Annotated in this window: 23 protein-coding genes; 8 read left to right on the top strand and 15 right to left on the bottom strand. The window is 65.8% G+C overall.

All coding sequences use genetic code 11. From position 1 onward, the window contains the following. Positions 1–83 precede the first annotated feature (83 nt). From ACETII_RS09405 to ACETII_RS09355, 11 genes are all read right to left on the bottom strand, one after another. Positions 84–1,661 (bottom strand): cryptochrome/photolyase family protein, encoded by a 1,578-nt coding sequence (locus ACETII_RS09405; protein WP_472787862.1) that lies wholly within the window; start codon positions 1,659–1,661, stop codon positions 84–86. Positions 1,662–1,721: 60 nt separating this feature from the next. After that, a complete protein-coding gene (locus ACETII_RS09400; protein WP_472787861.1) occupies positions 1,722–1,967 on the bottom strand; it encodes a hypothetical protein in 246 nt (81 codons plus the stop codon). Between the two features lie 95 nt (positions 1,968–2,062). Continuing rightward, positions 2,063–2,434, bottom strand: coding sequence for a hypothetical protein (locus tag ACETII_RS09395; protein ID WP_363350921.1), 372 nt, complete (start codon positions 2,432–2,434; stop codon positions 2,063–2,065). Positions 2,435–2,488: 54 nt separating this feature from the next. Continuing rightward, positions 2,489–2,761 carry a hypothetical protein gene (locus ACETII_RS09390; RefSeq protein WP_363350919.1) on the bottom strand — a complete coding sequence of 91 codons (273 nt, stop codon included), beginning with the start codon at positions 2,759–2,761 and terminating at the stop codon, positions 2,489–2,491. A 90-nt stretch (positions 2,762–2,851) separates the two neighbouring features. Beyond that, positions 2,852–3,184, bottom strand: coding sequence for a hypothetical protein (locus ACETII_RS09385; RefSeq protein WP_472787860.1), 333 nt, complete (start codon positions 3,182–3,184; stop codon positions 2,852–2,854). Positions 3,185–3,307: 123 nt separating this feature from the next. Then, positions 3,308–3,607 (bottom strand): hypothetical protein, encoded by a 300-nt coding sequence (locus ACETII_RS09380; protein ID WP_363350915.1) that lies wholly within the window; start codon positions 3,605–3,607, stop codon positions 3,308–3,310. Positions 3,608–3,848: 241 nt separating this feature from the next. Beyond that, positions 3,849–4,055 (bottom strand): hypothetical protein, encoded by a 207-nt coding sequence (locus tag ACETII_RS09375; protein WP_363350913.1) that lies wholly within the window; start codon positions 4,053–4,055, stop codon positions 3,849–3,851. Between the two features lie 27 nt (positions 4,056–4,082). Continuing rightward, entirely contained in the window at positions 4,083–5,537 is a 1,455-nt protein-coding gene (locus tag ACETII_RS09370; protein WP_472787859.1) for an FAD-binding oxidoreductase, read from the bottom strand. Positions 5,538–5,565: 28 nt separating this feature from the next. Next, entirely contained in the window at positions 5,566–6,333 is a 768-nt protein-coding gene (locus tag ACETII_RS09365; protein ID WP_363350909.1) for a bestrophin-like domain, read from the bottom strand. Positions 6,334–6,396: 63 nt separating this feature from the next. Further along, positions 6,397–7,803: a multicopper oxidase family protein gene (locus ACETII_RS09360; protein WP_472787858.1), complete on the bottom strand. Its 1,407-nt coding sequence runs from the start codon at positions 7,801–7,803 to the stop codon at positions 6,397–6,399. Between the two features lie 119 nt (positions 7,804–7,922). Next, complete coding sequence (locus tag ACETII_RS09355; protein WP_472787857.1) at positions 7,923–9,539, bottom strand: L,D-transpeptidase family protein; 1,617 nt, start codon at positions 9,537–9,539, stop codon at positions 7,923–7,925. Between the two features lie 158 nt (positions 9,540–9,697). On the opposite strand from ACETII_RS09355, the gene ACETII_RS09350 reads away from it, so the two are divergent. After that, complete coding sequence (locus ACETII_RS09350) at positions 9,698–9,820, top strand: hypothetical protein (RefSeq protein WP_363350903.1); 123 nt, start codon at positions 9,698–9,700, stop codon at positions 9,818–9,820. A 104-nt stretch (positions 9,821–9,924) separates the two neighbouring features. Further along, the gene (locus ACETII_RS09345) at positions 9,925–10,185 is read left to right on the top strand and encodes a hypothetical protein (RefSeq protein ID WP_363350901.1); all 261 of its coding nucleotides are present in this window, start codon (positions 9,925–9,927) and stop codon (positions 10,183–10,185) included. 49 nt (positions 10,186–10,234) lie between these two features. Here the strand turns inward: ACETII_RS09345 and ACETII_RS09340 are convergent, their stop codons facing one another. From ACETII_RS09340 to ACETII_RS09330, 3 genes are read right to left on the bottom strand one after another with little or no spacing between them, the layout of a single operon-like run. Then, on the bottom strand, positions 10,235–10,903 hold the full coding sequence (locus ACETII_RS09340) for a hypothetical protein (RefSeq protein WP_363350899.1): 669 nt from the start codon (positions 10,901–10,903) through the stop codon (positions 10,235–10,237). A gap of 58 nt (positions 10,904–10,961) precedes the next feature. Beyond that, on the bottom strand, positions 10,962–11,600 hold the full coding sequence (locus tag ACETII_RS09335) for a hypothetical protein (RefSeq protein WP_472787856.1): 639 nt from the start codon (positions 11,598–11,600) through the stop codon (positions 10,962–10,964). 14 nt (positions 11,601–11,614) lie between these two features. After that, entirely contained in the window at positions 11,615–12,226 is a 612-nt protein-coding gene (locus ACETII_RS09330) for a hypothetical protein (protein ID WP_363350895.1), read from the bottom strand. Between the two features lie 273 nt (positions 12,227–12,499). Here ACETII_RS09330 and ACETII_RS09325 point away from each other — a divergent pair, with 273 nt between their 5' ends. The 6 genes from ACETII_RS09325 to ACETII_RS09300 all read left to right on the top strand — a co-directional run bounded on the left by ACETII_RS09325 (position 12,500) and on the right by ACETII_RS09300 (position 21,294). Beyond that, on the top strand, positions 12,500–13,066 hold the full coding sequence (locus tag ACETII_RS09325) for a DUF4142 domain-containing protein (RefSeq protein ID WP_363350893.1): 567 nt from the start codon (positions 12,500–12,502) through the stop codon (positions 13,064–13,066). 144 nt (positions 13,067–13,210) lie between these two features. Next, positions 13,211–14,764 (top strand): FAD-dependent monooxygenase, encoded by a 1,554-nt coding sequence (locus ACETII_RS09320; protein ID WP_472787855.1) that lies wholly within the window; start codon positions 13,211–13,213, stop codon positions 14,762–14,764. 100 nt (positions 14,765–14,864) lie between these two features. After that, positions 14,865–16,148 (top strand): ergothioneine biosynthesis protein EgtB, encoded by a 1,284-nt coding sequence (egtB, locus tag ACETII_RS09315; RefSeq protein WP_472787854.1) that lies wholly within the window; start codon positions 14,865–14,867, stop codon positions 16,146–16,148. Then, positions 16,148–17,110, top strand: a complete 963-nt coding sequence (gene egtD / locus ACETII_RS09310) for an L-histidine N(alpha)-methyltransferase (RefSeq protein WP_472787853.1) — start codon at positions 16,148–16,150, stop codon at positions 17,108–17,110. Before egtB ends, egtD begins: the two co-directional genes overlap by 1 nt. Further along, positions 17,110–18,063: a DUF5996 family protein gene (locus ACETII_RS09305; RefSeq protein WP_472787852.1), complete on the top strand. Its 954-nt coding sequence runs from the start codon at positions 17,110–17,112 to the stop codon at positions 18,061–18,063. Before egtD ends, ACETII_RS09305 begins: the two co-directional genes overlap by 1 nt. Positions 18,064–18,399: 336 nt before the next feature. Then, positions 18,400–21,294, top strand: a complete 2,895-nt coding sequence (locus ACETII_RS09300; RefSeq protein ID WP_472787851.1) for a PAS domain S-box protein — start codon at positions 18,400–18,402, stop codon at positions 21,292–21,294. 189 nt (positions 21,295–21,483) lie between these two features. On the opposite strand, the gene ACETII_RS09295 is transcribed toward ACETII_RS09300, so the two are convergent. Next, a complete protein-coding gene (locus ACETII_RS09295; protein ID WP_472787850.1) occupies positions 21,484–23,094 on the bottom strand; it encodes an adenylate/guanylate cyclase domain-containing protein in 1,611 nt (536 codons plus the stop codon). Between the last annotated feature and the right edge of the window lie 7 nt (positions 23,095–23,101).

Here is a 23,101-nt window from a genome sequence, read left to right as displayed (position 1 = left end):
GCATGACGGCGCCGCTTTTTGGGTTCCCCTTTCTCCCCTTGCGGGAAAAGGCGTTCCGCCGAAGCAAGACGGGGCGCGCTCCCTCAGAGCGGAAGCCGGCCCTGCGCCTCGGTCTCCGAGCCGCCGGGCGTCGGGGCCATCTCCGGACCTTTCAGAAAAGACGCGGCGTCTCGTACGATTTCCGCCTTGCGCTCGGCGCTCATGGCGTCGAGCGCCTTCAGCGGCATGGCGAGGCGCGGGGTCTTGGCGAGACGTTCGCGGTTTTCTAGAAAGAAATTCCAGTAAAGATAATTAAAGGGACAGGCTCTCGCGCCGCTTTTCGCCTGCGGCTCGTAGAAACAGCTTTTGCAATAGTTGGACATGCGGTCGATATAGGCGCCCGAGGCCGCATAAGGCTTGGAGGCGAGGAGGCCGCCGTCGGCGAAAATCGCCATGCCATGCACATTGGGGAGTTCCACCCATTCGAAGGCGTCGGCGTAAACGATGAGAAACCATTCTTCGATCGCTTCCGGCGCGACGCCGGCGAGCAGCGCGAAATTGCCGGCGACCATCAGTCGCTGAATATGATGCGCATAGGCGTTTTGGCGCGTGTCGGCGACCGTCTGCGCGAGACAGTTCATCCGCGTTTCGCCGGACCAGTAGAACCATGGCAAGGGGCGCGCGGCGCGCAAGGCGTTGCTCTCGCGATAGTCGGGCATGCACAGCCAATAGACTCCGCGCACATATTCGCGCCAGCCGAGGATCTGACGGATGAAGCCCTCGACCGCATTGAGCGGCGCGCGCCCCGCCAGGAAGGCGCGCTCGGCCGCGACGCAGACCTCATGCGGCGTCAACAGGCCAATGTTGAGCGACGTCGACAGCAGCCCATGGTAAAGGAAAGGCGCGCCCGTGCGCATGGCGTCCTGATAATCGCCGAAGGAAGGCAGGGACGTCGCGAGAAAATCGTCGAGCGCGGCCAGCGCCTGCGCCCGCGTGACCGGCCAGCCGAAAGAGTCGAGATCGCCAAAATGATCGGCGCAGCGCGTCTCGACGAGCGCCATGACCTCCTGCGTGAGCGCGTCTGGCGCGAAGCGCCGCCGCGTCGGCGCGCGAAACTTGTCCGGCAGCGACCGGCGATTTTCCACATCGAAATTCCAGCGCCCGCCGACCGGCGCGTCGTCCCTCATCAGAAAGCCGGTGCGCCGCCGCATGTCGCGGTAGAAAAACTCCATGCGCAGCGCCGCGCGCCCCTCGGCCCAGCGCGCGAAATCGGCGCGGGAGCAGAAAAAGCGGTCATCGTCGCGAATCTCGACGGGAACTCCGAGCGCCGCGGACCACTCGCTCATCATCTCCCGCACCCGCCACTCGCCGGGCTCGGTGACGACGACGCGCGACGGCCGATGGCGGGCGACGGCGCGCGCGAGTTCTCCGGTGAAGGAGCCCGTATTGGCGGGATCGTCAAGGCGCACATAGTCGACCGCGACACCCTCGGCGGCGAGCTCCAGCGCGAAATGGCGCATGGCCGAGAGGATGAGGACGATTTTCTGCTTGTGATGGCGAACGTAGCGGGTCTCGTCGGCGACCTCGGCCATCAGCGCCACGTCGCCGGGCGCGAGCCCGTCGAGGGCCGAGATGGCGCGCGTGAGCTGGTCGCCGAGGAGGAAGCGCAGCGTTTTGGTCATGCGGCTTTGAGTTAGCGCCGCGCCCGCCGATTGCAACGAGCAACGACTGCCGCGTTCCGCTTAGTGCTCGCCGATGAAGTGACGATGGTTGTGGATCGGAGCGACGCGGCGCGGCTCGCGATGGGGGCGAGGTCGCGCAAAGCGATCCAGGCGCCGGCCGGTTATTGGAGGCTCGACGATCACCCCGCCCTGCGGCAAGGCGCGACGCGCCGAGGGGGCGAGAACAGTGGGATTGATGACCTGCTGCGCCGAGGCGGCCTGCGCCCAGATCAGGCAGCAAGCCGCGCAAAATGCTGATATCCGCATTGGAGAACCTTGGTGTTTTTTTGAAGCGTAGCCCGTCGCTAGCAGATGGCGCCCCGCCTCGTAAAGCGGCGCCGTCGCAAAGCCGTTGGACTCCCTTACGGCTCGAGCTTTCGCGGCGCGCCAAAGAACGTCCGCACCTCGGGCGGCACGCGCGCCAGCTTTTCGTTCACCATCGTCACGGCGAGCGAGACGCCGCCCTTGATGCTGAGCCCGGCGAGCTCCGCCCAGCCGGGGCCGAGGCAGGCGGACAGAGCGTCGAGCTCGTCGCGCTCGGCGCGATGATTGGCCAGGGCCGCCAGGATCTCCTCGCGCGGAAGGTCGAGTGCGCGCGCGAGCGCGTCGAGGGGCGACTCGCCCACCCGCCAGGCGCCGACGTGATAGGCAAGGATGGCGTGTTTCGCCGCGCGCCATTGCCGATCGATCCGTGCGCAATTGCCTGCATGTTCTGTTGTGAGTGCCGCATCCATCGTTGTCGAACTTTTTTTATTTGTTAACGCTCGAAGCTGAAAAAATCTCCTCATCTAGCGCCCAGAATCCATTTCCCTCGCGCGCCAGGAGGAGGACGGCATTGTGATTTTGCCGCCAGGAACGATTTTGATGATTGTCCCGTGTCGATTATATGGCGTCGCGACGGGAACGCCGTTGACGGTCGCGCGCACGACGCCGTTGACGTCGGTGACGCTAATCGATTGCGCGCCAGTCGTCGTGGCGATCAGCACGTCGCCAAAGGCGATGTTCGGCCCCGCGAGCAGAATCAAAAGAAAAAGGGCGACGCCGCGCTTTTGATTTTGCATCGAAACCTCCTGAAGCCTTCGAAAATCCCTTGCGGCCGGCGCGCAAACGCCAGCCGCGGCGTTTTCAAAGGACGTTCGCGTCAGCTTTCATCAGGGATGACCCGCCGGCAGAAGCGGCAAGGTCTCGATGGCCTGACCAAGGCCCGTATAACTTTGAGCTCCTGTTTGGCCGACTGTCGCCGTATTGGAAAGCGAGCTTCCCGGCTTGCCGACGGCGACCTGCTGAACGGCGAAATAATTGGCGAGGCTGTTCTGCTGGGTCGCGATCGTATTGTTATGTCCAAATTGCGCGCCGGCGGTGGCGCTCACCAGTGGATTGCTGAATTGGACGCCGACGAAGCTCGGATTGACGCTCAGGAAATTTTGCGCCTGCGCTCCACCGGCCCCGATCGAGACGAGAACCGCAATGATGAAATATCGCATTTCTTGTGCTCCTCGTTTTTCGGCCGATGCGCCGATGGCGACTGGCAGGGGCGCCGCGCCCGAAGAGAAGATCGCGGCCTCGGGCCGCGATCCGATCTAATCAGGAGGGTCTCAAGACGGCTCTCACCAATTGCCGAAGTTCAGCGGAACCTGCGCCTGAATCACGGTCGCTTTGTTGATGGCGGCGCCGCCCTTCGAGGTGTTGCCGATTGACTGATTGACGGTCGCCGATTGCGACAGATCGCCATGCCACTGGTTGACCGGGACCTGGGCCTGCACCACCCACGCCTTGTTGAGCGCGAAGCCGCCCTTCGAGGTGTTGCCGATCGCCTGGGTGACGTTCGCGGTCTGGCTGAGATCAAGAGCAAATGCGAAGCTGGTCGAAAGAGCCAGAACGACAGGAATCAAAAGAAGCTTCTTCATGATGAGTCCTTCCACTTTTGCAACGCGAAGCTGTCTTCAGGAGCTTCGATGAAGGACGTAACGCGCGCCAGACAGGCCGACAGGCGCCCATTCGGATAGGCGCCCGAACGGATTAGGTAGTTTCACCGAAACAAGCGTTTCCTTGATCGTTGCGACCCGTGCTAATGCAATTATGAGCGAGCGGCGGCGTTGCGCCCCTCTCCCGACTCTAGACGCGAGGGCGACCGCAGCGGCATGGCGTTCACGCGCCGTCCTGCGGCGGGCGCGCAATCCAGTAGAGCAGGCAGAAGGCCGCTGTGATGAGCCCGCTGCCGTAAAGCGTCCCGGCGAGATCTTCACTGGGGATCCAATAGCTCGCAACGGAGAGCGTGAGGCCCGCCGCCGCGACATAGATCGGGCGCGGATCGCGCTCGTGCGGCTCTTTTTCGAGCCTCTTGCGCCAGCCCATATTCATCCTCCCGCCGCGGCGAAACCCTCACCAGGCGACGATCTTGCCAGGGTTCATGATATTGTCCGGATCGAGCGCATGTTTGATCGTGCGCATCGTCTCGATGGCGCCGGCGCCCGCCTCGCTGATCAGAAAGCCCATCTTATGCAGGCCGACGCCATGCTCGCCGGTGCAGGTGCCGCCCATGCTGAGCGCGCGCGCGACGAGCCGCTGATTGAGTCCCTCGGCGGTCGCGCGCTCCTGCGCGTCGTGGGGATCGATGAGATAGCCGAAGTGAAAATTGCCGTCGCCGACATGGCCGAGGAGAAAATAGGGAATGCCGCTGGCGTCGGCTTCGGCCTTCGACTCGAGGAGGCAATCGGCGAGCCGGCTGATCGGCACGCAAGCGTCGGTGACGATCGCGCGGCAACCCGGCCGGCTCTGCACGGCGGCGAAATAGGCGTGATGCCGTGCGGTCCACAATCGCGTGCGCGCCTCGGGGGTCGCGGCCCATTCGAAAGCGCGGCCCCGATGCGCGCACGCGATCTCCTGCACGGTCTCGGCCTGCTCCTTCACGCCGGCGGGAGACCCATGAAACTCCATCAGCAGCATCGGCTCCTCGATGAGCGCGAGCTTTGAGTGTCGGTTGACCATGGCGACGGACGGGCCGTCGAGCAGTTCGACGCGCGCAATGGGAACGCCGAGCTGAATGATCTCGATCACCGTCTGCACGGCGTCGGCGATGTCGGCGAAAGAGCAGATCGCCGCCGAGATCGCCTCCGGCAGCGGATAGACGCGCAGTGTGATTTTCGTCATCACGCCGAGCGTGCCCTCGCTGCCGATGAAGAGGCGCGTCAGGTCGTAGCCGGCGCTCGATTTGCGCGCCTGGGTTCCGGTGCGAATGAGGTCGCCCTTCGCGGTCACCACGTCGAGCGCCAGCACATTTTCACGCATCGTGCCATAGCGTACGGCGTTGGTGCCGCTGGCGCGGGTCGCACACATGCCGCCGATGCTAGCGTCGGCGCCGGGATCGATTGGAAAGAACAGGCCGTAGGACTTCAGCGCGCGATTGAGCGCTTCGCGCGTGACGCCGGGCTCGACGGCGACGGTGAGGTCTTCGGGCTGAACGGCGAGCACGCGGTTCATGCGCGACACGTCGAGACTGACGCCGCCCTCGACCGCGAGCAGATGGCCTTCGAGCGACGAGCCGACGCCAAAGGGGATGATCGGCGTCTTATGTTGCGCGCAGAGCCGCACCGCGTCAGCGACATCCTCCGCGCTTTCGGCAAAGACGACCGCCGCCGGCGGCGGCACATGAGTATAGGCGGATTCGTCGCGGCCATGCTGTTCGCGCAGCGCCGGCGCCGTGGAGAAGGCGGCGCCGAAGCGCGCGGCGAGCGCGCGCGAGAGTTCAGGCGGCGTCGGCCGCTGTGCGACTTTCGGCGCGGGCGCCGGGGTCACGGTCTCGTCGTCGGGCAGGCGCGGGTTTGCGAGAGAGGACATGAGGGCTCCTGACATTCGACGAAACGACTCACGGCGCGACGGGGCCGATCTGGGCGAGCGCCATTTGCAAGGGCGCGCTCGACATCTGGATAAGCCCGCGATTGGGCGTATCGAGATCGAGCGTTAAATGGATCGCCATGGCCATGGACAGAGCGACGATCGTCAGGGTCGCAACCGACATGGCGTTATGGGGCGCGACCACGCCATAGCTCGCAAAGACGCCGCAAAGCCAAAAAATAAGAATGGCCAGGAACGGCCATTGGATGGAGCCGTCCGAGCCGGCGTATTTGAGCCATCTGAAGGCGCCGAGTTCATTCGTCAGCGTCAGCGCATTGGCGCGCAGCCAGCTTTCACGCTCGTTCTGCGGCGCGAGCTCCAGCAGCTTCAATTGCAGCTTGTTGACGCCGATGCCCCTGCGCGTCTTCTCCGTGTTGAAGCCGTCATGGGCGGCGATCTCGATCCGCTCGACGCCGCGCAGGACGATGCCGCGCAGCATTTCGCGGCTCTCGTGCGCCTGCGGCCCATATTTTGAGAGCGCCGCGTCGAGCGCAATGATCTTGGCGGCGCTCGCCTCGACTTCCGTGTTGCGCTGCTCGAAGGAGGTCGAGGCCGAGGCGATGATGAGGCCGAGCGTCAGGGACGCCAGCGCCACGAGCATGCGCCGCGCCTCCTTGACGAGATCGCGGTTGCGGTCCGTGAGCTGCGTTTCGGGAAGCGCGCGGCCAAGCCACAGTCCGACAAGCGACGCGGCCATGAAAGTAGCGAAGGACAGAACGCTAATGAGCAGCGGGTTCACGACAAAGCTTCCGGATGTCTCGGCGGCGGGACGATAACGCAGGCCCGGTCGCTTCTCAACGCGTCACACATATTGCAAGCTTGCGAACATTCCCGCCTGCGCGTGATAGAGCAAATGACAATGAAAGGCCCAGCGCCCGGGGTTATCGGCGTCGAAGGCGATGACGACGCGTTTGCCGGGCGGAACGAGCACAGTGTCGCGCAACGCTCCCGCAAACCGCGTTCCGTCGATCTCGATCACCTGAAATCTGTGGCCGTGCAGATGCATCGGGTGGGACATCATCGTCTTGTTGGTCAAAGCGAGCTCGACGCGCTCCCCGGCCTTGACATCGTAGGGCGGGGTCCTGTCGTTCCAGACGCGATTGTCGATCGACCAGACATAGCGCGCCATGTCTCCGGTAAGATCAATCGGGATCGTGCGATCGGCTTTTCGCGCGGCTAGCGGAGAGGCGGCCCGCAATTGTGACTCCAAAGCGAGATCGAGCGCCGCCGCGGGCGTGGCGGCCGCCTGCGGCAACTTCTCGATGGGCGCGCCCGGCGCCGAGAGGATGACGGCCGCCTGCCTCCTCTCTCCCTCGAGCACGAAGCAGATTGGAAAAGCGCGGGCGCCTTTGGGGAGATCGACGAGAATATCGAGCCGCTGCGCCACGGCGATGGGGAAGCTCCGCCCGGTTACCGGAACGACGTCCTGACCGTCCACCGCGACGAGGCTGCCGTCGAGGGCGCCAAGATCCACCCTGAAATTGCTCATCGAGGCGCTGTTGACGAGGCGCAGAAGAATCCGCCCGCCGGCTTCGACCGGGATGACGTCGGGCGCGTCGATCGTGCGCTCATTGGCGAGGAAGGCGTCATAGGCGACGTCATTGAGGTCGGGCGCGGCGGTTTTGCGCGCCGCCGCTTCCTTGCCCATGCGCATTTTCATGCGGCTCGCGCCGTGGCGCGATCCCGTCGCGACGAGCCCCGCATAGATTTCCTGCGGCGAGGCGAAACTGAAGTCGGCGAGCATGACGACGATCTCTTGCCGCTGCGCAAACCGCCTTGGATCTTTAACGATCAGCGGCGCGGCGAAGAGCAGTTGCTCCTGCAAGCCGAAATGCGAATGCATGTAATAGGTGCCGCCGAAGCCGAGCGGAAAATCATAATCCGCCGCGCCGCCGGGCGGGATGGCGGGGCCGGAAATCTCTGGCACGCCGTCCTGGCGCCAGGGCGGCGCGAGTCCGTGCCAATGCACGAGGCTCGGCTCATCGAGCGCATTTTCGACCCGAACGCGAAAGCGGTCGCCGACGTTTGCCGTGAAACCCTGTTCGCCATCCGCCCCGGCGATCGCATAGACCGAGGCGGGGCGACCCGCGACCTCGATCGTCCTGCGCCGCAGCTTCAAGACGCGAACGGGCGCCTCCGCCCGCGCGGGACATGCATTTGCAGCGGCGAGCGCCGCTGCGTTCCTCAGCAAGGCGCGTCTCGACAGCATGGGCTCCGGTCCTTCTTATCAGAGAGAACGCAGTGCGGCCTTCAAGAGCGCGCCTGATCCGCGCGTCTAAAGGCGGACCCGAGCGCCGGCGCAACAGGCGTCTCGACGCGAGAGGCGCGTCAGCGCAATTTCACCGTCAGATCGGTTCCATCCGCGCCGGTCTCGCTGCTCGGCGGCTGATCCGAAACAATGATCGACGCGCCGGTCCACAGGCGCTCGCCGATGCGGGCGCGAATCTCGGGCGCCATGTCGATGCGGTCGAGCGCTTCCGAGGCGTCAAAAACGCCGGGCACGGAGAGGACCGACCATTTCAGCCCCGTGGCGTCCTCATTGGCGGCGCTTGCAATGAAGAGATGGGAGCCGAGCGGCCTCTCCGGGTCTCGCACGCTGATCGGCGCGTCGAACAAAGGCGTGAGCCCCTGCCGCACATAGAGGCGCTGATCCTTTTTGCTGATCAGCACCGAGAGCGGGGCGAGACGTCGCCTCGCCTCCGCATCGGCTTTCGAGGCGGCCGCCGACGCGGCCGTCGCCTGGGTTAATCGCCCCGCCGCGTCCGAGAGCGCCGCCTCTTTGGCGGCGAGCGACGCTCTTGCCGCCGAAAGCGCCGTCTTCGCCTCGATCGAGGCCGTCGCGAAGGCGACCTTTGCGGCGGCCGCGGCGGCGCGCGCCGTCGCCGCCGCCTCCATGGAGCTCGCATATTTGGTTCTGCGCAGGCTGTCGTCCGTATCGCCGAGCGAGGCCTCCTTCTGCAGCGCATGGGCCTTTGCCGTCGTAGCGAGATAGGCCTCGTCAGCGGCGTCGGCCTTCCCCTGCGCCGTCGACGAGGCGGCCTCCGCCGCGGCGAGCGCGCGGGCGGCCGACGCGGCCTCGTCCTGCGCCGCGCGCTCGAGCGCTGCGGCGGCCTTCAAGGCCTTGGACGCCGAAATCGCCTCGCCGGCGGCGCGCGCCTTGAGCCGCTCGGCGTATTGCCGCGGGTTCAGCCGCGGGCTGGGTCCGGGCTCGTCGCCGGACTCGGGCGGGCCGTAGACGAAAGCCTCGCGGCCCGGCTCCGCCGCCACATAGATTTTCGGCTCCGGCAACGCGGCATGCGAAATGACCGCCGGAGGGACGTCGTCCGGCGCAATGACGATGCGCTCGCCGATCTTGGTCATGCCCCAGAGCTTCTCGGCAAAGTCGGCCGGCAGCCGCACGCAGCCATGCGAGGCCGGATGGCCCGGGACCACGCCGACATGCATGGCGATCCCCGACCAGGTGATGCGCTGCATGAAGGGCATGGGCGCGCCCGAATAGATATTCGACTTATGGAAGCGCTCGCGGCCGATGATAGTGAAAATGCCTTTCGGCGTCGTATGCCCCTCCATTCCCGTCGAGACGGGCGAGCGCGTCACCAGGCCGTTGTGATTGTAGATCGAGATCTGCTGGTCGGCGATCGACACCACGCCGAAGAGCGGCAGGCCGGGAGCCGCCTCGGGATACGGCTTCGCGTCTCGCTGGGGGGCGGCGACCACAGGGCGCGCGGGCTTCGGCGGCTCGCGGCGGACGGCCTTCGCCGGCGGCGGCGCGGGGGTCGCTTTCTGCAGATGAGTCGGCGCGGCGGGCGCCGACTCGCCGCGCGGCGGTTCGCGGTCGAATAAAGCGAAGAAATCCAGGGCCAAAGCCGGATGGGTCAAAAGTACAAAGGACGAAACGCTCGCTGCGAGCAGCGAGCCGACGATGCGGCGTGGGGGAGGGCGCATTGGTTTTCGTCCGAGAATGAAAGAATCAATCAAGCAGCCACTGTGACGCAGCTTCGCAAGGCGGGCTATTGCGGCGGCGCAACACCCGGTTGAAAATCGTGCAGCTTTTCGCCCGGCCGCCGCTGTGGCATGAGCGCATGGTTATCGGAGGGTGAACAGTGATACGACTTTGCGACGGCGGGCCGCGCGCGCGCCTGAGAATTCTCTACAAGGTGCTGGCCGGCGTCGCCGTGATCGTCGCTCTGATCTCGCTCGCGCCCGAGCTCGGGCGGCTCGGATAAGCGCCGCGCTGGTCGCGGGCGAGAAAACTTGTCAATTGAAAATCAGGATCGATCAGGTCTAGAGTCTGGCGCGGCGAAAAAATGTACACGGTGGAACGCCACTCATGCAGACGGCATACGATGCGGTGCTTCTTTTCGGCGTCACGGCGTTCGTCGCCTCGGGCCTGCTTCTCGGCCGCTCGACCTACAAGGTCGCCAAGGACCAAGACTGGACGGCTGCGGCCATTGGCTTGCTCCTGACCGGCGTCTGCGCGCTTGCGGCGGGTCTTATTTGCCTTCTCTTGTTTTATGCGCCGAGGGCGCGGGCGTCCGCGGCCCCGCCCCGGACGCCCGTCCTTCGGATCGTCGCCTATCAGGCGCGGTAGGCGCTACGCAACGCCGTCCCGCGCGGGGGCCTGGACGAAGCGCGCGCGGTCAGCGTCGCTGCATCGCGCCGAAGAGCGTCGCCGTCAACGCGCCCCCGGTGACGACGAGCGTCACGCCCAACTGCAACAGCGCCACGAGAATGAGGGTCGGTTGATTGAGGCCGGCGAGCGCGAGAATCCCGAGCACGATCGCCGCGAGGCCGGCGAGCGATTGAGCCACGGACGAGCCGGACGCGATCTGCGAGACGAGAACCTCGCGCGCGGCGAAGCGGCTCTCGGCGAGGCCGGGGTGCGCGGCATGGCGCATCGCATGGAGTTGCGGAACCAGGCTGCTGCCCAAAACCATGGCGACGCCGAAGGCGATCACCGCCGACGGAACGAGAAGGCCCGCGTTGAATCCCACGAGGGCGAGAACGCCGAGCACGATCCCGGCCGCCCCGATAAGCAGAACGGCGGCGACATTGCCACCCGGCTCCATCTCGATGGCGTCGCGATCCGATCTTGCGATCTGCGCGAATTCGGCGACGCAGGCGCTCCCTTCCAGGAGCAAAGCCACGCCGAAAATGATGGTCGCCGCCGCGATCATGACCGGCGGATTGATGTCCGCCAGGCCGCAAATCGCAAGAACGGCCGTGGCGACGCCGCCGATGGCGTCGACCAGGCCGCCGAAGGCGGCCGGCGCATTCTGGCGCATAGGGCTTTCAGGTGCGACTGACATGGCTTTGTCCTTCTACTTGGCCACGATCCGAAGCGCAGCTTTGGTCGATGAGAGAAACTCAGCCCGCCTTGCGCGGCTCGCGCACGGCATGGCGCGTCAGAGAGAACGGACGAACGATCCGCGCCGTCACGGCCGTGGCGCTGGCGCTCGACAGGACAAGGGCGGACGCCGCAACGATCAGGGCGGCAAGATTGAGCGTAAGATCATTTGGCCCCCCTGCGGCGGCAATGGCCCCGAGAGCGCCCGACGTAAAACCGGCGAGAGACAGGAACGCCGGGCTGCCCCCCGTCGCGGCGCCTTCGCTTTGACCCGCGCCGATCTCATGGACAGACTGAAGTTCCCACAGAACGTTGCTTTTGAGCACGAGGCCGGCGCCGAAAACCATGCTTGCGACAGGCGTCAGCACCGCGGGATCGGCCCCCGCCAGCGCGATGACCGCAAGCGCTGCGCCGGCCATCCCGGCGACGACGATCGAATAACGCAGCGGGCCGCTCGCGTCGCGACGCGCGTAACAGCGCAAGAGACGCGCGCCGTTCGCGGCCAAAGCGACACCGAACACAATTGTCGCCGCTACGGCCATGATGGGCGCAACGACGCCGGCGAGGCCACACGCCGCAAGCGCGATTGCGCTTAAGCTCGCGACCACGTCAAAGGCTTCATAGGTCCAGCCGGCGCGGGTTTCCGCCGCAGTCGCCATGGCGCGTCTCCCGTTCAGGCGCGACGCAGCGTCACCGCCTGCATCATCAGGGCGAGGCCGCCGCCGGAGATCAGGACCCCGGCGCCGAGAATGAGCAGCGCCGACAGCACGAGCGGGAAGCCCCCGGTCTGCGCCAGCGCCAGAACGCCGAGCACGAGCGCGACGAGACCCGCGATCGCGGGCGCGATTTCCGAAGCCTGCGCTCCATCCGGGACGTTGCGCATGAGCGCGCCGGCGCCATTGCTCAATAGAAGCGCTCCCCCGAAGCCGATCACGGCCACGGCCGTCAAGGCGAGCGGCGCGACGTCGAGAAGCGCGAGAATCCCAAGCGCAAGCCCGCCGACTCCGGCCAGGAACAGCGCCGTGAGCGCGCCGCCGAAATCCCCGATCATTGCAAGACCGGCCGAGGCGTCCGCGGCGGACAGGGCGGAAGCGATCATTCCAGCGCGGGCGAGCAGCGCGCCGCTCACGACGAGCGCCGCGATCGCCGCCAACATCGGCGGCTCGACGCCCGCGAGGCCGCAGATCGCGAGGATGATCGCGGCGGCGCCTCCCGCCGCATCGACGACGCCGGCGCCGACGACGCCGCCCACTGGCCTGGCTTCCTTTCGAAAGGCGACAGACATGAGCTTCACTCCCTGCATGAATGAAGGCGCGAGGGCGAGGACGTCCGACCCAACGCTCGAGGAAAAGGTCTGGAGCCCGCGAGCTTGCCGACTGTCTAGAGTGGGATCGGGACGGGCGCTGACAAGCGCGGCTGGCCGCAGGAACGATCATTGTCGACGCCTGACCCGAACCTGCAGGCAGGCGAGCGCAAGCCCCTCGACGCGCAGGGTTTTCTGGGAGGAACGGCCAGGGCGCCGACGCGTTGAGGGCGGGGGGATTCAAAGGAGTCTCACATGAAACTGGCTCTCGCATCCAGCGCCGTCCTCGCGATCGCTCTCATGACGCCGCTGCAGGCCCAGACGATGCGCCAGCAGACCCAGCAAAATCCCGCAACGAACGCGCCGCTCACACAGGCCGAGCGGCTCACGACCGACCAGTTCCTCACCAAGGCCTGGAACATCAACCAGTTCGAGATCCAGGCGGGACAGGAGGCCGAGAACAAGGCGATGGGATCGGAGTTCAAGAACTTCGCCCGGATGATCGTCGACGATCACACCCAGATGAACGACCAGCTGCGATCGCTCGTTCAGCGCGGGCGCGGCATGCAGCTCCCCACCGCGCTCGACAATGAGCATCAAACCAACCTCAGCCAGCTGAAGTCCGCTTCCGAGCGCAATTTCGACCGGCAGTTCAGAACGCAGCAGATCAAGGGCCATCAGGAGGCGCTGCGAATCTTCCAGGCCTACGCCTCGAACGGCGACAATGCGCAGCTGAGAGACTGGGCGCAGAATTCGGTCGCCATGCTGCAACGTCATCTCGACCGGGCCGAAAAACTGCAGGAGCCCTCGGGCGTCATGTAACGGTTGCGCATCGCGCGCAATGGCGGGCATGCTCCCCGTCATTGGGGGCGCGGCCGACGCCAGGCCCCTGGGCTGTCACCGCTTTTCCCCTGCACCCTCTCTCCGCACGCGGGGAGAGGGATTCCTCACGCGAGGAGAACTACGATGGCCCGCACGGACGTTCTCATCGCGGGCGCTGGACCGACGGGCCTGGTTTTGGCCCTGTGGCTCGCGAAATTCGGCGTCTCCGTCAGGATCGTCGACAAGAGCGAAGGACCAGGCGAAACCTCGCGGGCGCTCGCGATCCACGCGCGCACATTGGAGCTCTATCGCCAGCTCGATCTCGCCGACGCCGTAATCGCGCGAGGCCGCCGCGTCGCGGCGGCCAATCTCTGGGCGCGCGGCGAGAAGGTTGCGCGCATCCCGTTCGAATTCGTCGGCGAGCGGCTGACGGCCTATCCGTTTCTGGAAGTCTTTCCGCAGGACGCGCATGAGCGCCTGCTGATCGAGCGCCTCGAAAAATCCGGCCTCGCCGTTGCGCGCCGGACAGAGCTCGTGCAGGTCGCCGACGCGGACGGCCATATTCGGGCGACGTTGTGCGGCCCCGACGGACGCGAGGAGGTCTGCGAGGCGGCGTTTCTCGCCGGCTGCGACGGCGCGCATTCGACGGTGCGGAGTCTCATGCGCGCCGGCTTTCCGGGCGGCGCCTACCAGCGGGTCTTCTACGTCGCCGATGTCGCGGCGTCGGGGCCGGCGCTTAACGGCGAATTGCACGTCGATCTCGACGAGGCCGACTTTCTGGCCGTTTTTCCCATGCCGGGCGAAGGACGGGCGCGGCTTGTCGGCACGGTGCGCGACGCGCGAGCCGATCGGGCTCGGACGCTGACATTCGACGACGTCGGCGCGCGCGCAATCGACCATATGAAGGTCAAGGTCGAGAGGCTCAACTGGTTCTCGACCTATCATGTGCATCATCGGGTCGCGGCGCGCTTCCGCTTCGGGCGCGTCTTTCTCCTGGGCGACGCCGGGCATATTCACAGCCCCGCCGGCGGACAGGGGATGAACACCGGCATCGGCGACGCCGTCAATCTCGCCTGGAAACTCGCCGCGGTCGTCGGCGGCTTCGCGCCGGAGGGCCTGCTCGACAGTTACGAGGCCGAGCGCATCGGCTTCGCGCGGCGGCTGGTGGCGACGACGGACCGCGTCTTCAGCTTCGCGACGGCGGAGGGACGCCTCGCAGATTTTCTGCGCACGCGCGCAACCCCTTTGCTGCTGCCGAGGCTCATGCGCCTTGCGCCGGTGCGCGACTATATTTTCCGCAACGTCTCGCAAATCGCGCTGAACTACCGCGGCGGTCCGCTCAGCGCGGGCGAGGCCGGGGCGGTCGCCGGCGGCGACCGCCTGCCATGGGCGCCGATGGAAGCCTCCGACAATTTCGCGCCGCTTTCCGAACTCAGTTGGCAGGCGCATGTCTATGGCGCGGCCGGACCGGCGCTTGCGGCCTGGTGCGCCGATCACGGCTTGCCCCTCCATGTCTTCGACTGGGGGCCGACGCATGTCGCGGCGGGCCTGAAACGCGACGCGCTGTATCTGGTCCGGCCAGACGGCTATGTCGGGCTCGCCGATCCCGCGGCGGCGCCTGCCGCGCTCGAGCGCTATTTCGCGCAGCGCGGGATTCGTCTGGCGGCGCGGCAAGACAGGCGGTCGGCGGCGGAATAGCGACGTCGGCGAAAACCGCGCGACACCGCTTCAGACCGCGCCGCCCTATATGCCCTTCCTGCCCGATCGTCGCCGGGACGGCGCCCAAAGGAGACGTGGCATGGTTGCAGCCGCACTGGCCCCTGGCAGGCCGCTCGCAGACGCGCGTCCCCTCGGCGCGCGCCTCTTCGAAACGCGCAGGCTCTCCTTGAACATCGCCGCCCCGCTCAGCGCCGAAGATATGACGGTTCAGGCGATGGACGACGCGAGCCCGACGAAATGGCATCTCGCCCACACGAGCTGGTTCTTCGAGACCTTCATCCTCGCCGCGCACGACCCGCGCTATACGCCGTTCGACGAGGCCTTTGCCTATTGCTTCAACTCCTATTACGAGCGGCTGGGCGCCCGCCAGCCGCGGCCCAAGCGCGGCTTGCTGACGCGGCCGCCGCTCGATCGCGTCCTCGCCTATCGCGACCATGTCGACCGCGCGCTCGATAAGCTCCTCGCCGAGCAAGACCCGACGCCCTGGCGCCGTCTGATCGAGGTCGGGATCAACCACGAGCAGCAGCACCAGGAGCTGATGCTTACCGACATCCTCGCCCTCTTCGCCGCGAACCCTTTGCGGCCGGCCTATCGCGAGGCGCCGCCCCGCGCGCGTCGGGAGGCGCGCGAGCCGATGCGCTGGATCGATTTTCCCGGCGGCGTCTTTCCAGTCGGCCATGCCGGCGATGGGTTTGCCTTCGACAACGAGGGGCCGCGCCACGACGCGCTCATTCACCCCTTCCGGCTCGCTGATCGCTTGGTCACGAACGGGGAGTGGTTGGCGTTCGTGGCCGACGGCGGCTATGAGACGCCGACGCTGTGGCTCTCGGACGGCTGGGCGACCGTCGAGCGCGAAAACTGGCGCGCGCCGCTCTATTGGGAGCGGCGCGACGGCGCTTGGCTCCAAATGTCGCTTCACGGGCTGCAGCCGCTCGACGACGACGCGCCGGTCGCGCATGTCAGCTATTACGAAGCCGACGCCTTCGCGCGCTGGGCCGGCAAGCGCCTGCCGACGGAGTTCGAATGGGAGGTCGCGGCGGCGACGGCGCCGCAGGAGGGCAATTCGCTCGCGACGGGCGCCTTGCGTCCGCTGCCGGCCGGACCCTCGAACGGCGCGCCGCGCCAGATGTTCGGCGACGTCTGGGAATGGACCCAGAGCGCCTATCTGCCCTACCCCGGCTATCGTCCGCCCAAGGGCGCGCTCGGCGAATATAACGGCAAGTTCATGGTCTCTCAGCATGTGCTGCGCGGCGGCTCCTGCGCGACGCCGCGCGGCCATGCGCGCGCGACGTATCGTAACTTCTTCTACCCGCATCAGCGCTGGCAGTTCCTCGGCCTGCGCCTCGCCTCGGAGGCGGCGTAATGGCGGAAGCAAGGGAACGCGCCGCGCCGTTTCAGGCTCCAGGCGACGACTTCGCCGCCGCCGTGCTGAGCGGCCTGTCGCGGCCGCACAAGAGCCTTCCCTGTCGCTTTCTCTATGACGCGGTCGGCAGCGCGCTCTTCGAAGAGATCACCGGCCTGCCGGAATATTATCCAACGCGAACCGAAATCGGCATTCTCGAAGCTCACGCCCCTGAGATGCTGCAAGGCGTCGGCGAGGAGACCGTCCTCGTGGAATTCGGCTCCGGCTCCAGCGTCAAGACCGAGATTCTGCTCGGAGCGGTCGGCGGGCTTGGCGCCTATATCCCGATCGACATTTCTCAAAGCGCGCTCGCCGACGCGCAGGCGCGGCTGCGCGTGAGATTTCCCAAGCTCGACGTGCGGCTGATCGCGGCGGATTTCTCGGCGCCGATCGCGCTTCCCGCCGATGTGGCGCAACGCAGGAAGCTCGGATTTTTCCCCGGCTCGACGATCGGCAATTTCCCGCCCATGGAGGCGACGCGCTTGCTCGCCGCGATGCGCGAGACGCTCTCGCCCGACGCAAGGCTCGTCATTGGCGTCGATCTGAAGAAAGACCCCCGCCGGCTTGTTCGCGCCTATGACGACGCAGCGGGGGTGACCGCAGCCTTCAATCTCAACCTGCTGGCGCGCATCAACCGCGAACTCGCCGGCGGCTTCGATCTCGACGCCTTCCGCCACGCCGCGATCTACAACCCCCTCGACGGGCGCGTCGAGATGCACCTCGTCAGCCTGAGAGATCAGCTTGTCAGCGTCGGAAAGGCGCAGTTTCGCTTCCGCGCCGGCGAAACGATCCACACGGAAAACGCCTATAAATATTCCATCCCGCAGTTTCGTGAGATGGCGCAATCGGCCGGCTGGACGTCGCGCCGCGTGTGGAGCGACGCGTCGGGCTTGTTCAGCGTCCATGAACTGGTTGCGCCCTGATGGCCCCGGCGCACAACGATCGCGATCTCTGGCCCGCGCTGCCCTATGACGACTGGCGGGACACCTGCGCGACGCTGCATCTTTGGACTCAGATCGTCGGCAAGATCCGCCTGTCGCTGACGCCCTGGCTCAACCACTCCTGGCATGTGGCGCTTTATGTGACGGCCCGCGGGCTCACCACCTCTCCCATGGCGGTTGGGGGCGGTCTGTTGCAGATCGATTTCGATTTCGTTGACCACATGCTGCGCCTCGAGGCAAGCAACGGTCGTCGAGAGACGCCTCTCGAAGCCCAGTCCGTCGCGGCGTTTCATTCCAGGGTTTTCGTAAAACTCGCGGAGCTCGGCGTTTCGGTGCGCATCGATGAGCGCCCCAACGAAGTCGCCGATCCGATCGCGTTCAGCGCGGATCGCGTTCATTGCGCCTATGATCCGCACTCGGCGCACCGGTTCTGGAGAGCGCTGGCTCAGGCCGACCGCGTGCTCAAGCTGTTTCGCACCGGCTTCATCGGCAAGGCGAGCCCGGTGCATTTCTTCTGGGGGAGCTTCGATCTGGCCGCCACACGATTTTCAGGCCGGCGCGCGCCGCGCCATCCGGGCGGCGCTCCCCACCTCCCCGACGCGGTCGTGCGCGAAGCCTATTCGCATGAAGTCAGCAGCGCGGGCTTTTGGCCCGGCGGCGCCGGCGTCGATTTCCCGGCTTTCTATTCCTACGCCTATCCCGCGCCGGCGGGCTTCGCGAGCGCAGCGATAAAGCCGCCGGGCGTCTTCTTCCACGAGGCGCTGCAGGAATTCATCCTGCCTTACGATATCGTGCGCAAAGCTGACGATCCGGACGCGACGCTGCTCGCCTTTCTGCAAAGCGCCTATGCTGCCGCCGCGAACGCCGCCGGCTGGGACCGCGCCGCGCTCGAGCGTCCGCTCGGACAGATCGGCGTCCCGCCCGCGTCCGCGTGACAGGGGTCACAGCAAACGAGGCCTTCGGCGCACGCCAAAGACCTCGTTTCACCACTCGCGCCCTTCAGTAACCGCCGCGTCCGTAGCCGCCGCCGTCACGCCCGGGCCCGCAATAGACCCGATATCCCCGCCGTTGCATCCCCCGGTGTCAAAATCGCGTGGCGGCTGCACATCTAAGGTTGTGCAACGTGCATTTTTCAGAACGCGCAGACGATGCGAGCAGACCCGAAAGTTCCGGTTTTGACTAATCGAAGCCAATTCAACGCTTACGCTTTGCAGCGGCGTGGCGGCTGAATTACCCTCCGAACTCGCGCCGAGGACGCCGGATCTCATTGGATGGAAAAGCAGAAGCATTGGGCGGCCAGTTTCGAGGCGGACGACATAGGACAGTTCAGCCATGTCGACGCCGCCTGGGGCCGCGTCACGGGACAAACGGTCGGCGCGACGCTCGGTTTCGGCTGGCTCGACGTCGTACACGACGACGATCGCGCGTCGCTGCGCGCCGCTTTCGATTCCGCTTTGCGTCAAGGGGCGCCTTTTCAGGCGGAATGTCGGCTGCGCCATAGCGACGGGGCTTATCGCTGGGTCCTCTTGATCGGCGCGCCGCGTTTCGATGAAGGCGGCGCATTTCGCCAGTTCACCGGCTTTATCCTCGACATCGACGCCCGCCGCGCCGCCGAAGCCGCGCTGCGCAAAACCGAGGAGCGTGAAGCCTTTCTGCTGCGGCTTGCCGACGCTTTGCGGCCGCTCGGCGATCCCGTTCAAATTCAGGACGAGGCGGCCCGCCTCCTAGGCGAACAGCTCGGCGCGGACCGGACCTATTACGCCGAAATCGACGAGACGCGCGGGAAGATCATCATCGAGCGCGCCTATGCCCGCAACGCCGCGCCGAGCGTCATCGGCGAGCACGACTTCGCCCCATTCCAGATTGTCCTCGACGTCCTGCGCGCCGGACGCGCCTTCGTCGCGGACGACGTTGCGGGCGATCCATCGATAACCCCCGCAGATGTCGCGGCCTACCACGCCTTCTCGATTCGCGGCGTCTTTTGTGCGCCGCTCCTAAAGGACGGCAGGCTGCGCGCCACGATGACGGCGCTGAGCGCCGCCCCCCGTCATTGGACCAGCGACGACGTCTTCCTGATCACGGAAACCGCCGAGCGCACCTGGGCCGCGGTCGAACGCGCGCAGGCCGAAGCGAATCTGCGCAAAAGCCAACGCCAGATGGCCCGCGACCTGGCCGACGCGAAGCGACTGCAGGCGATCAGCAGCGCCTTGGTCAAGCAAGACGACGCCGCGTTGCTTCATCAGGAGATCATGCAGGCGGCGATGACGTTGATGCAGTCCGACGCAGCCAGTCTGCAAATGTACGATTCTGAACAGGACGAATTGCATCTCCTGGCCTGGAAAGGCTTTCATCCGGACTCGGCGGCCTTCTGGGAGCGAACTTCTTTGTCGAGCGGCTCGAGTTGCAGCCATGCGCTGAGACAAGGTCGGCGCCTGATCACGACGGACGTCGAAGAGGCGGAATTCGCCAAGGGGACGCAATCACTGGGGCATTGGCGGCTGAGCGGGATCAGATCCGTCCAGTCGACGCCCCTCTTCGCGCGCGACGGCCGTCTCATTGGCGCCATTTCCACGCACTGGCGCGCGCCTCATGAACCGAGCGAGCATGAATTGGCGCTCTTCGACGCGCTCGCCCGCCAGGCCGCGGACATGCTCGAACGCCAGTTCGCGCTCGACGCCCAGCGCGAAAGCGCGCTGCGCTATCAGGCGCTGTTCGAGCGGACACCGGACGGCGTCGTCACGGTCGATATGGCCGGCCGCATCATCGACGCCAATCCGGCCTATCAGGCGATGCTCGGCTACTCACTGGAGGAGCTGAAGCAACTCACCTATCGCGATCTCACGCCTGAGCGCTGGCACGCGATGGAGGACGCGATCGTGCGGGAACAAATCCTGCCCTATGGACGGTCGGCGGAATACGACAAGGAATACCGGCGCGAGAATGGCGTCGTCTTTCCAGTGAGCATGCGGACGTGGACTGTCCTCGATGCGAGGGGAAACGTCTGCGGCATGCAGGCCTTCGTGCGCGACATCACCGAACGCAAGGCGGCGGAATTGGCGCTCAAGGAGGCGGATCGCCGCAAGGACGACTTTCTCGCGACGCTCGCCCACGAATTGCGCAATCCGCTGGCGCCGATCCGCAACGCCGTGCACGTCATGCGGATGAAGCATGGGCCGAACGACGCCGACGCCGCGACGCTCGATATGGTTCAGCGTCAGGTCGACCATCTCGTGCGTCTCGTCGACGAGCTTCTCGAAATCTCGCGCATCAACCAGGGCAAGATCGATTTGCGCCAGGAAAGCGTTCCCTTGTCGACCTTCTTGCGCGACGCCTTGGAGAGCTGTCAGCCGCTCATCGACAAGAAGGGCCATCGCGTCACGACGAAAATCGTCGATGAGCTGTGGGTGTCGGGCGATTCTTTGCGGCTCGCGCAGATTGCGACGAACCTCGTCAACAACGCCGCGAAATATACGCCGCCGGGCGGCGTCATCGTCGTCGAAGGCGCGCGCGACGGCGACGAAGCCGTCTTGCGCATTCGCGACAATGGCGTCGGCATCGCGGCCGATATGCTGCCGCGGGTCTTCGATCTCTTCGCGCAGATCGACCGTCACGCGCGCCTTTCGGAAGGCGGGCTCGGCATCGGCCTGGCGCTGGTTCGCAAGCTCGTCGAATTGCATGGCGGCCGCATCGCGGCGCGAAGCGATGGGCCTGGAAGCGGCAGCGAATTCATCGTCTGGCTGCCGCTTGCCCCGGCGCCCGCGCCGGCGGAGCCTGGATCGGACCGGCTGGTCGCCGACGGCGCGTCCTCGCCACGGGCGCTCGTTATCGACGACGATCGCGATGTCGGCGACAGCGTCGGCCTGCTTCTCGAAAGCCTGGGCGCGACGGTCCGCGTCGTTTACGACGGCCTCTCCGGCGTCGACCTCGTCAACGAGTTCGACCCCGACCTGATCTTCCTCGACGTCGGCATGCCCCGCCTCGATGGTTATGAGACCGCGCGCCGCATTCGCAAGACGTCTGCCGGCAAACGTCCTCTTCTCGTCGCATTGACCGGCTGGGGCCAGGTGGAAGACAGGCGCCGCACACAGGAAGCCGGCTTCGACGCACATCTGACCAAGCCGGCGTCTGTCGAGGCGATTCAGGCGCTGCTACGCAGCGTTCGCTGAGCCAAGTGGCGCGACAACACATCCCCGGACTCTGGGGCTCTCGACCTCAGACTCCCGCAAGGCCGACGAAAGTCGTCGAAGCAGGAGCGGCTTTCCGCATGGCCTGCCGACCACGCAGGCGCAAACGACGAAAGCGGACATTCCAACATTCCTGAAGGCTCGATCGACAGGCGGCGCGAATGCGCTCGCTCATGCTCGGCCGATCAGGAAATAGGTTTCCATCAGGCCCTTGCCCTTGACTTCGAGGCCGCCGCGCGCTTCGCATAAATAGCGCCCGCGCAAGCGCTCATGCGTCGATCTGGAAATCTGAATGCGGCTCGGCAGGCTGTGCGACTCGAGCCGGCTCGCCACATTCACCGTATCGCCCCAGATATCGTAAACGAATTTGTGCGTGCCGATCACGCCCGCGACCACGTCGCCGGAGTTGACGCCGATCCTGATCTCGAGCGGCGCCGGCAAATCCGCATTGAGGCGGTTCAGCGCGTCCATCATCGCCATGGCCATGTCGGCGACGGCCTCCGCGTGATCCTCTCTCGTTCCGAAGAGCCCACAGGCGGCCATATAAGCGTCGCCGATCGTCTTGATTTTCTCGACCCCGAAGTCGAGCGCGAGCGCGTCGAAGCTCGAGAAAACGCGGCTCAGAACCCCGACCAGTTCCGGCGCCGGCAGTTTCGACGACAACTCGGTGAAGCCGACGAAATCAGCGAAGAGAATGGTGACATTCGCAAGATGATCGGCGATGACCGTCTCGCCGCCCTTCAGACGCGAGACGATCGGCGCGGGGAGAATATTGAGGAGGAGCTGTTCCGAGCGCTCTTTTTCCACATGCAGCGCCGCCAAGGCCTCACGCTCGCGGTCGCGCAGGCGTTTCTTTTCCAGCGACGAGCCCACACGTGCGCGCAGCAACACCGGATCGAAGGGCTTCGTCAAATAATCTTCCGCGCCGGCCTCGATACATCTCACGATCGAGTCGATCTCCTGCAAGGCGGAGATCATGATCACCGGAATATCACGCAGCGACAGGCTCGATTTGAGCGCAACGAGGACGTCGAAGCCGTTGACGTCCGGCATCAGCAGATCGAGCAGCACGAGATCGAAGTTCTGGCTCTCGACGATCGCCAAAGCGGCGGATCCACCCTCCGCGAGAACAACGGAGTGGCCCTGGCGTTCGAGGCGCCTTTTGAGAAGGTCGCGGTTCGACGCATTGTCGTCGACGACAAGGATTTTGCTCGGCAGCAGCGCAGCGGAGTCGGCCTCTCCCGCGGCGATCGGCTGCACTGATTTCAAAAACCGATCCACGACCTTGGCCGAGACCGGCCCCTCGCCGGCGTTCGCGGCTTCGCTTTGGGGCAGCGAGAAATCCACGAGGCCGTCGATGCGAATGAGCAGGCGGGACGCCTCCGCGAGGAGCTGGTCCAGATCCGCGACGAATGCGCCGGCGTCCTCCAGCTCCGTTGCGTCTTCGCGCAGCATCTCGCCGTAGCCTTTGATGGCGTTGATCGGCGTGCGCAAATCATGCCGCAGCCGACGCCGATATTCTTCCGCGTCGTGAGCGTCCGGCCCATGCCGGGACCGCGCGGGATCGACGAGCGAGGCGATCAGCCCGTTGAGCGCACGGCTGGCGCTTTGAATGCGCGCCAGATCGTCGCGAAAATCGTCGCTGCCGCTCCTTTCGGCTTCCTCGAGCAGCATTTCGGCATAGCCCGCGATGGCTTGCGCCGGCGCGCTCAGCTCCTGCCGAATATAGGTGATCAGCGCCCGATCGGTCCTCCCCGAGGGGACGTCGCCCTGCGTCGTCATCTGGGCT

This window comes from Methylocystis sp. NC52PC (assembly GCF_055698645.1).
This window is presented reverse-complemented; position numbering and strand designations above follow the sequence as displayed.

Coding starts and splice junctions, on each gene's coding strand:
- ACETII_RS09395 (WP_363350921.1), bottom strand. CDS start 2,434: ATGGATGCGGCACTCACAACAGAACATGCAGGCAATTGCGCACGGATC.
- ACETII_RS09345 (WP_363350901.1), top strand. CDS start 9,925: ATGCAGACGGCATACGATGCGGTGCTTCTTTTCGGCGTCACGGCGTTC.
- ACETII_RS09360 (WP_472787858.1), bottom strand. CDS start 7,803: ATGCTGTCGAGACGCGCCTTGCTGAGGAACGCAGCGGCGCTCGCCGCT.
- ACETII_RS09380 (WP_363350915.1), bottom strand. CDS start 3,607: ATGAAGAAGCTTCTTTTGATTCCTGTCGTTCTGGCTCTTTCGACCAGC.
- ACETII_RS09390 (WP_363350919.1), bottom strand. CDS start 2,761: ATGCAAAATCAAAAGCGCGGCGTCGCCCTTTTTCTTTTGATTCTGCTC.
- ACETII_RS09370 (WP_472787859.1), bottom strand. CDS start 5,537: ATGTCCTCTCTCGCAAACCCGCGCCTGCCCGACGACGAGACCGTGACC.
- ACETII_RS09355 (WP_472787857.1), bottom strand. CDS start 9,539: ATGCGCCCTCCCCCACGCCGCATCGTCGGCTCGCTGCTCGCAGCGAGC.
- ACETII_RS09405 (WP_472787862.1), bottom strand. CDS start 1,661: ATGACCAAAACGCTGCGCTTCCTCCTCGGCGACCAGCTCACGCGCGCC.
- ACETII_RS09400 (WP_472787861.1), bottom strand. CDS start 1,967: ATGCGGATATCAGCATTTTGCGCGGCTTGCTGCCTGATCTGGGCGCAG.
- ACETII_RS09340 (WP_363350899.1), bottom strand. CDS start 10,903: ATGTCAGTCGCACCTGAAAGCCCTATGCGCCAGAATGCGCCGGCCGCC.
- ACETII_RS09385 (WP_472787860.1), bottom strand. CDS start 3,184: ATGCGATATTTCATCATTGCGGTTCTCGTCTCGATCGGGGCCGGTGGA.
- ACETII_RS09300 (WP_472787851.1), top strand. CDS start 18,400: ATGGAAAAGCAGAAGCATTGGGCGGCCAGTTTCGAGGCGGACGACATA.
- ACETII_RS09330 (WP_363350895.1), bottom strand. CDS start 12,226: ATGTCTGTCGCCTTTCGAAAGGAAGCCAGGCCAGTGGGCGGCGTCGTC.
- egtB (WP_472787854.1), top strand. CDS start 14,865: ATGGTTGCAGCCGCACTGGCCCCTGGCAGGCCGCTCGCAGACGCGCGT.
- ACETII_RS09320 (WP_472787855.1), top strand. CDS start 13,211: ATGGCCCGCACGGACGTTCTCATCGCGGGCGCTGGACCGACGGGCCTG.
- ACETII_RS09305 (WP_472787852.1), top strand. CDS start 17,110: ATGGCCCCGGCGCACAACGATCGCGATCTCTGGCCCGCGCTGCCCTAT.
- ACETII_RS09335 (WP_472787856.1), bottom strand. CDS start 11,600: ATGGCGACTGCGGCGGAAACCCGCGCCGGCTGGACCTATGAAGCCTTT.
- ACETII_RS09325 (WP_363350893.1), top strand. CDS start 12,500: ATGAAACTGGCTCTCGCATCCAGCGCCGTCCTCGCGATCGCTCTCATG.
- egtD (WP_472787853.1), top strand. CDS start 16,148: ATGGCGGAAGCAAGGGAACGCGCCGCGCCGTTTCAGGCTCCAGGCGAC.
- ACETII_RS09295 (WP_472787850.1), bottom strand. CDS start 23,094: ATGACGACGCAGGGCGACGTCCCCTCGGGGAGGACCGATCGGGCGCTG.
- ACETII_RS09375 (WP_363350913.1), bottom strand. CDS start 4,055: ATGGGCTGGCGCAAGAGGCTCGAAAAAGAGCCGCACGAGCGCGATCCG.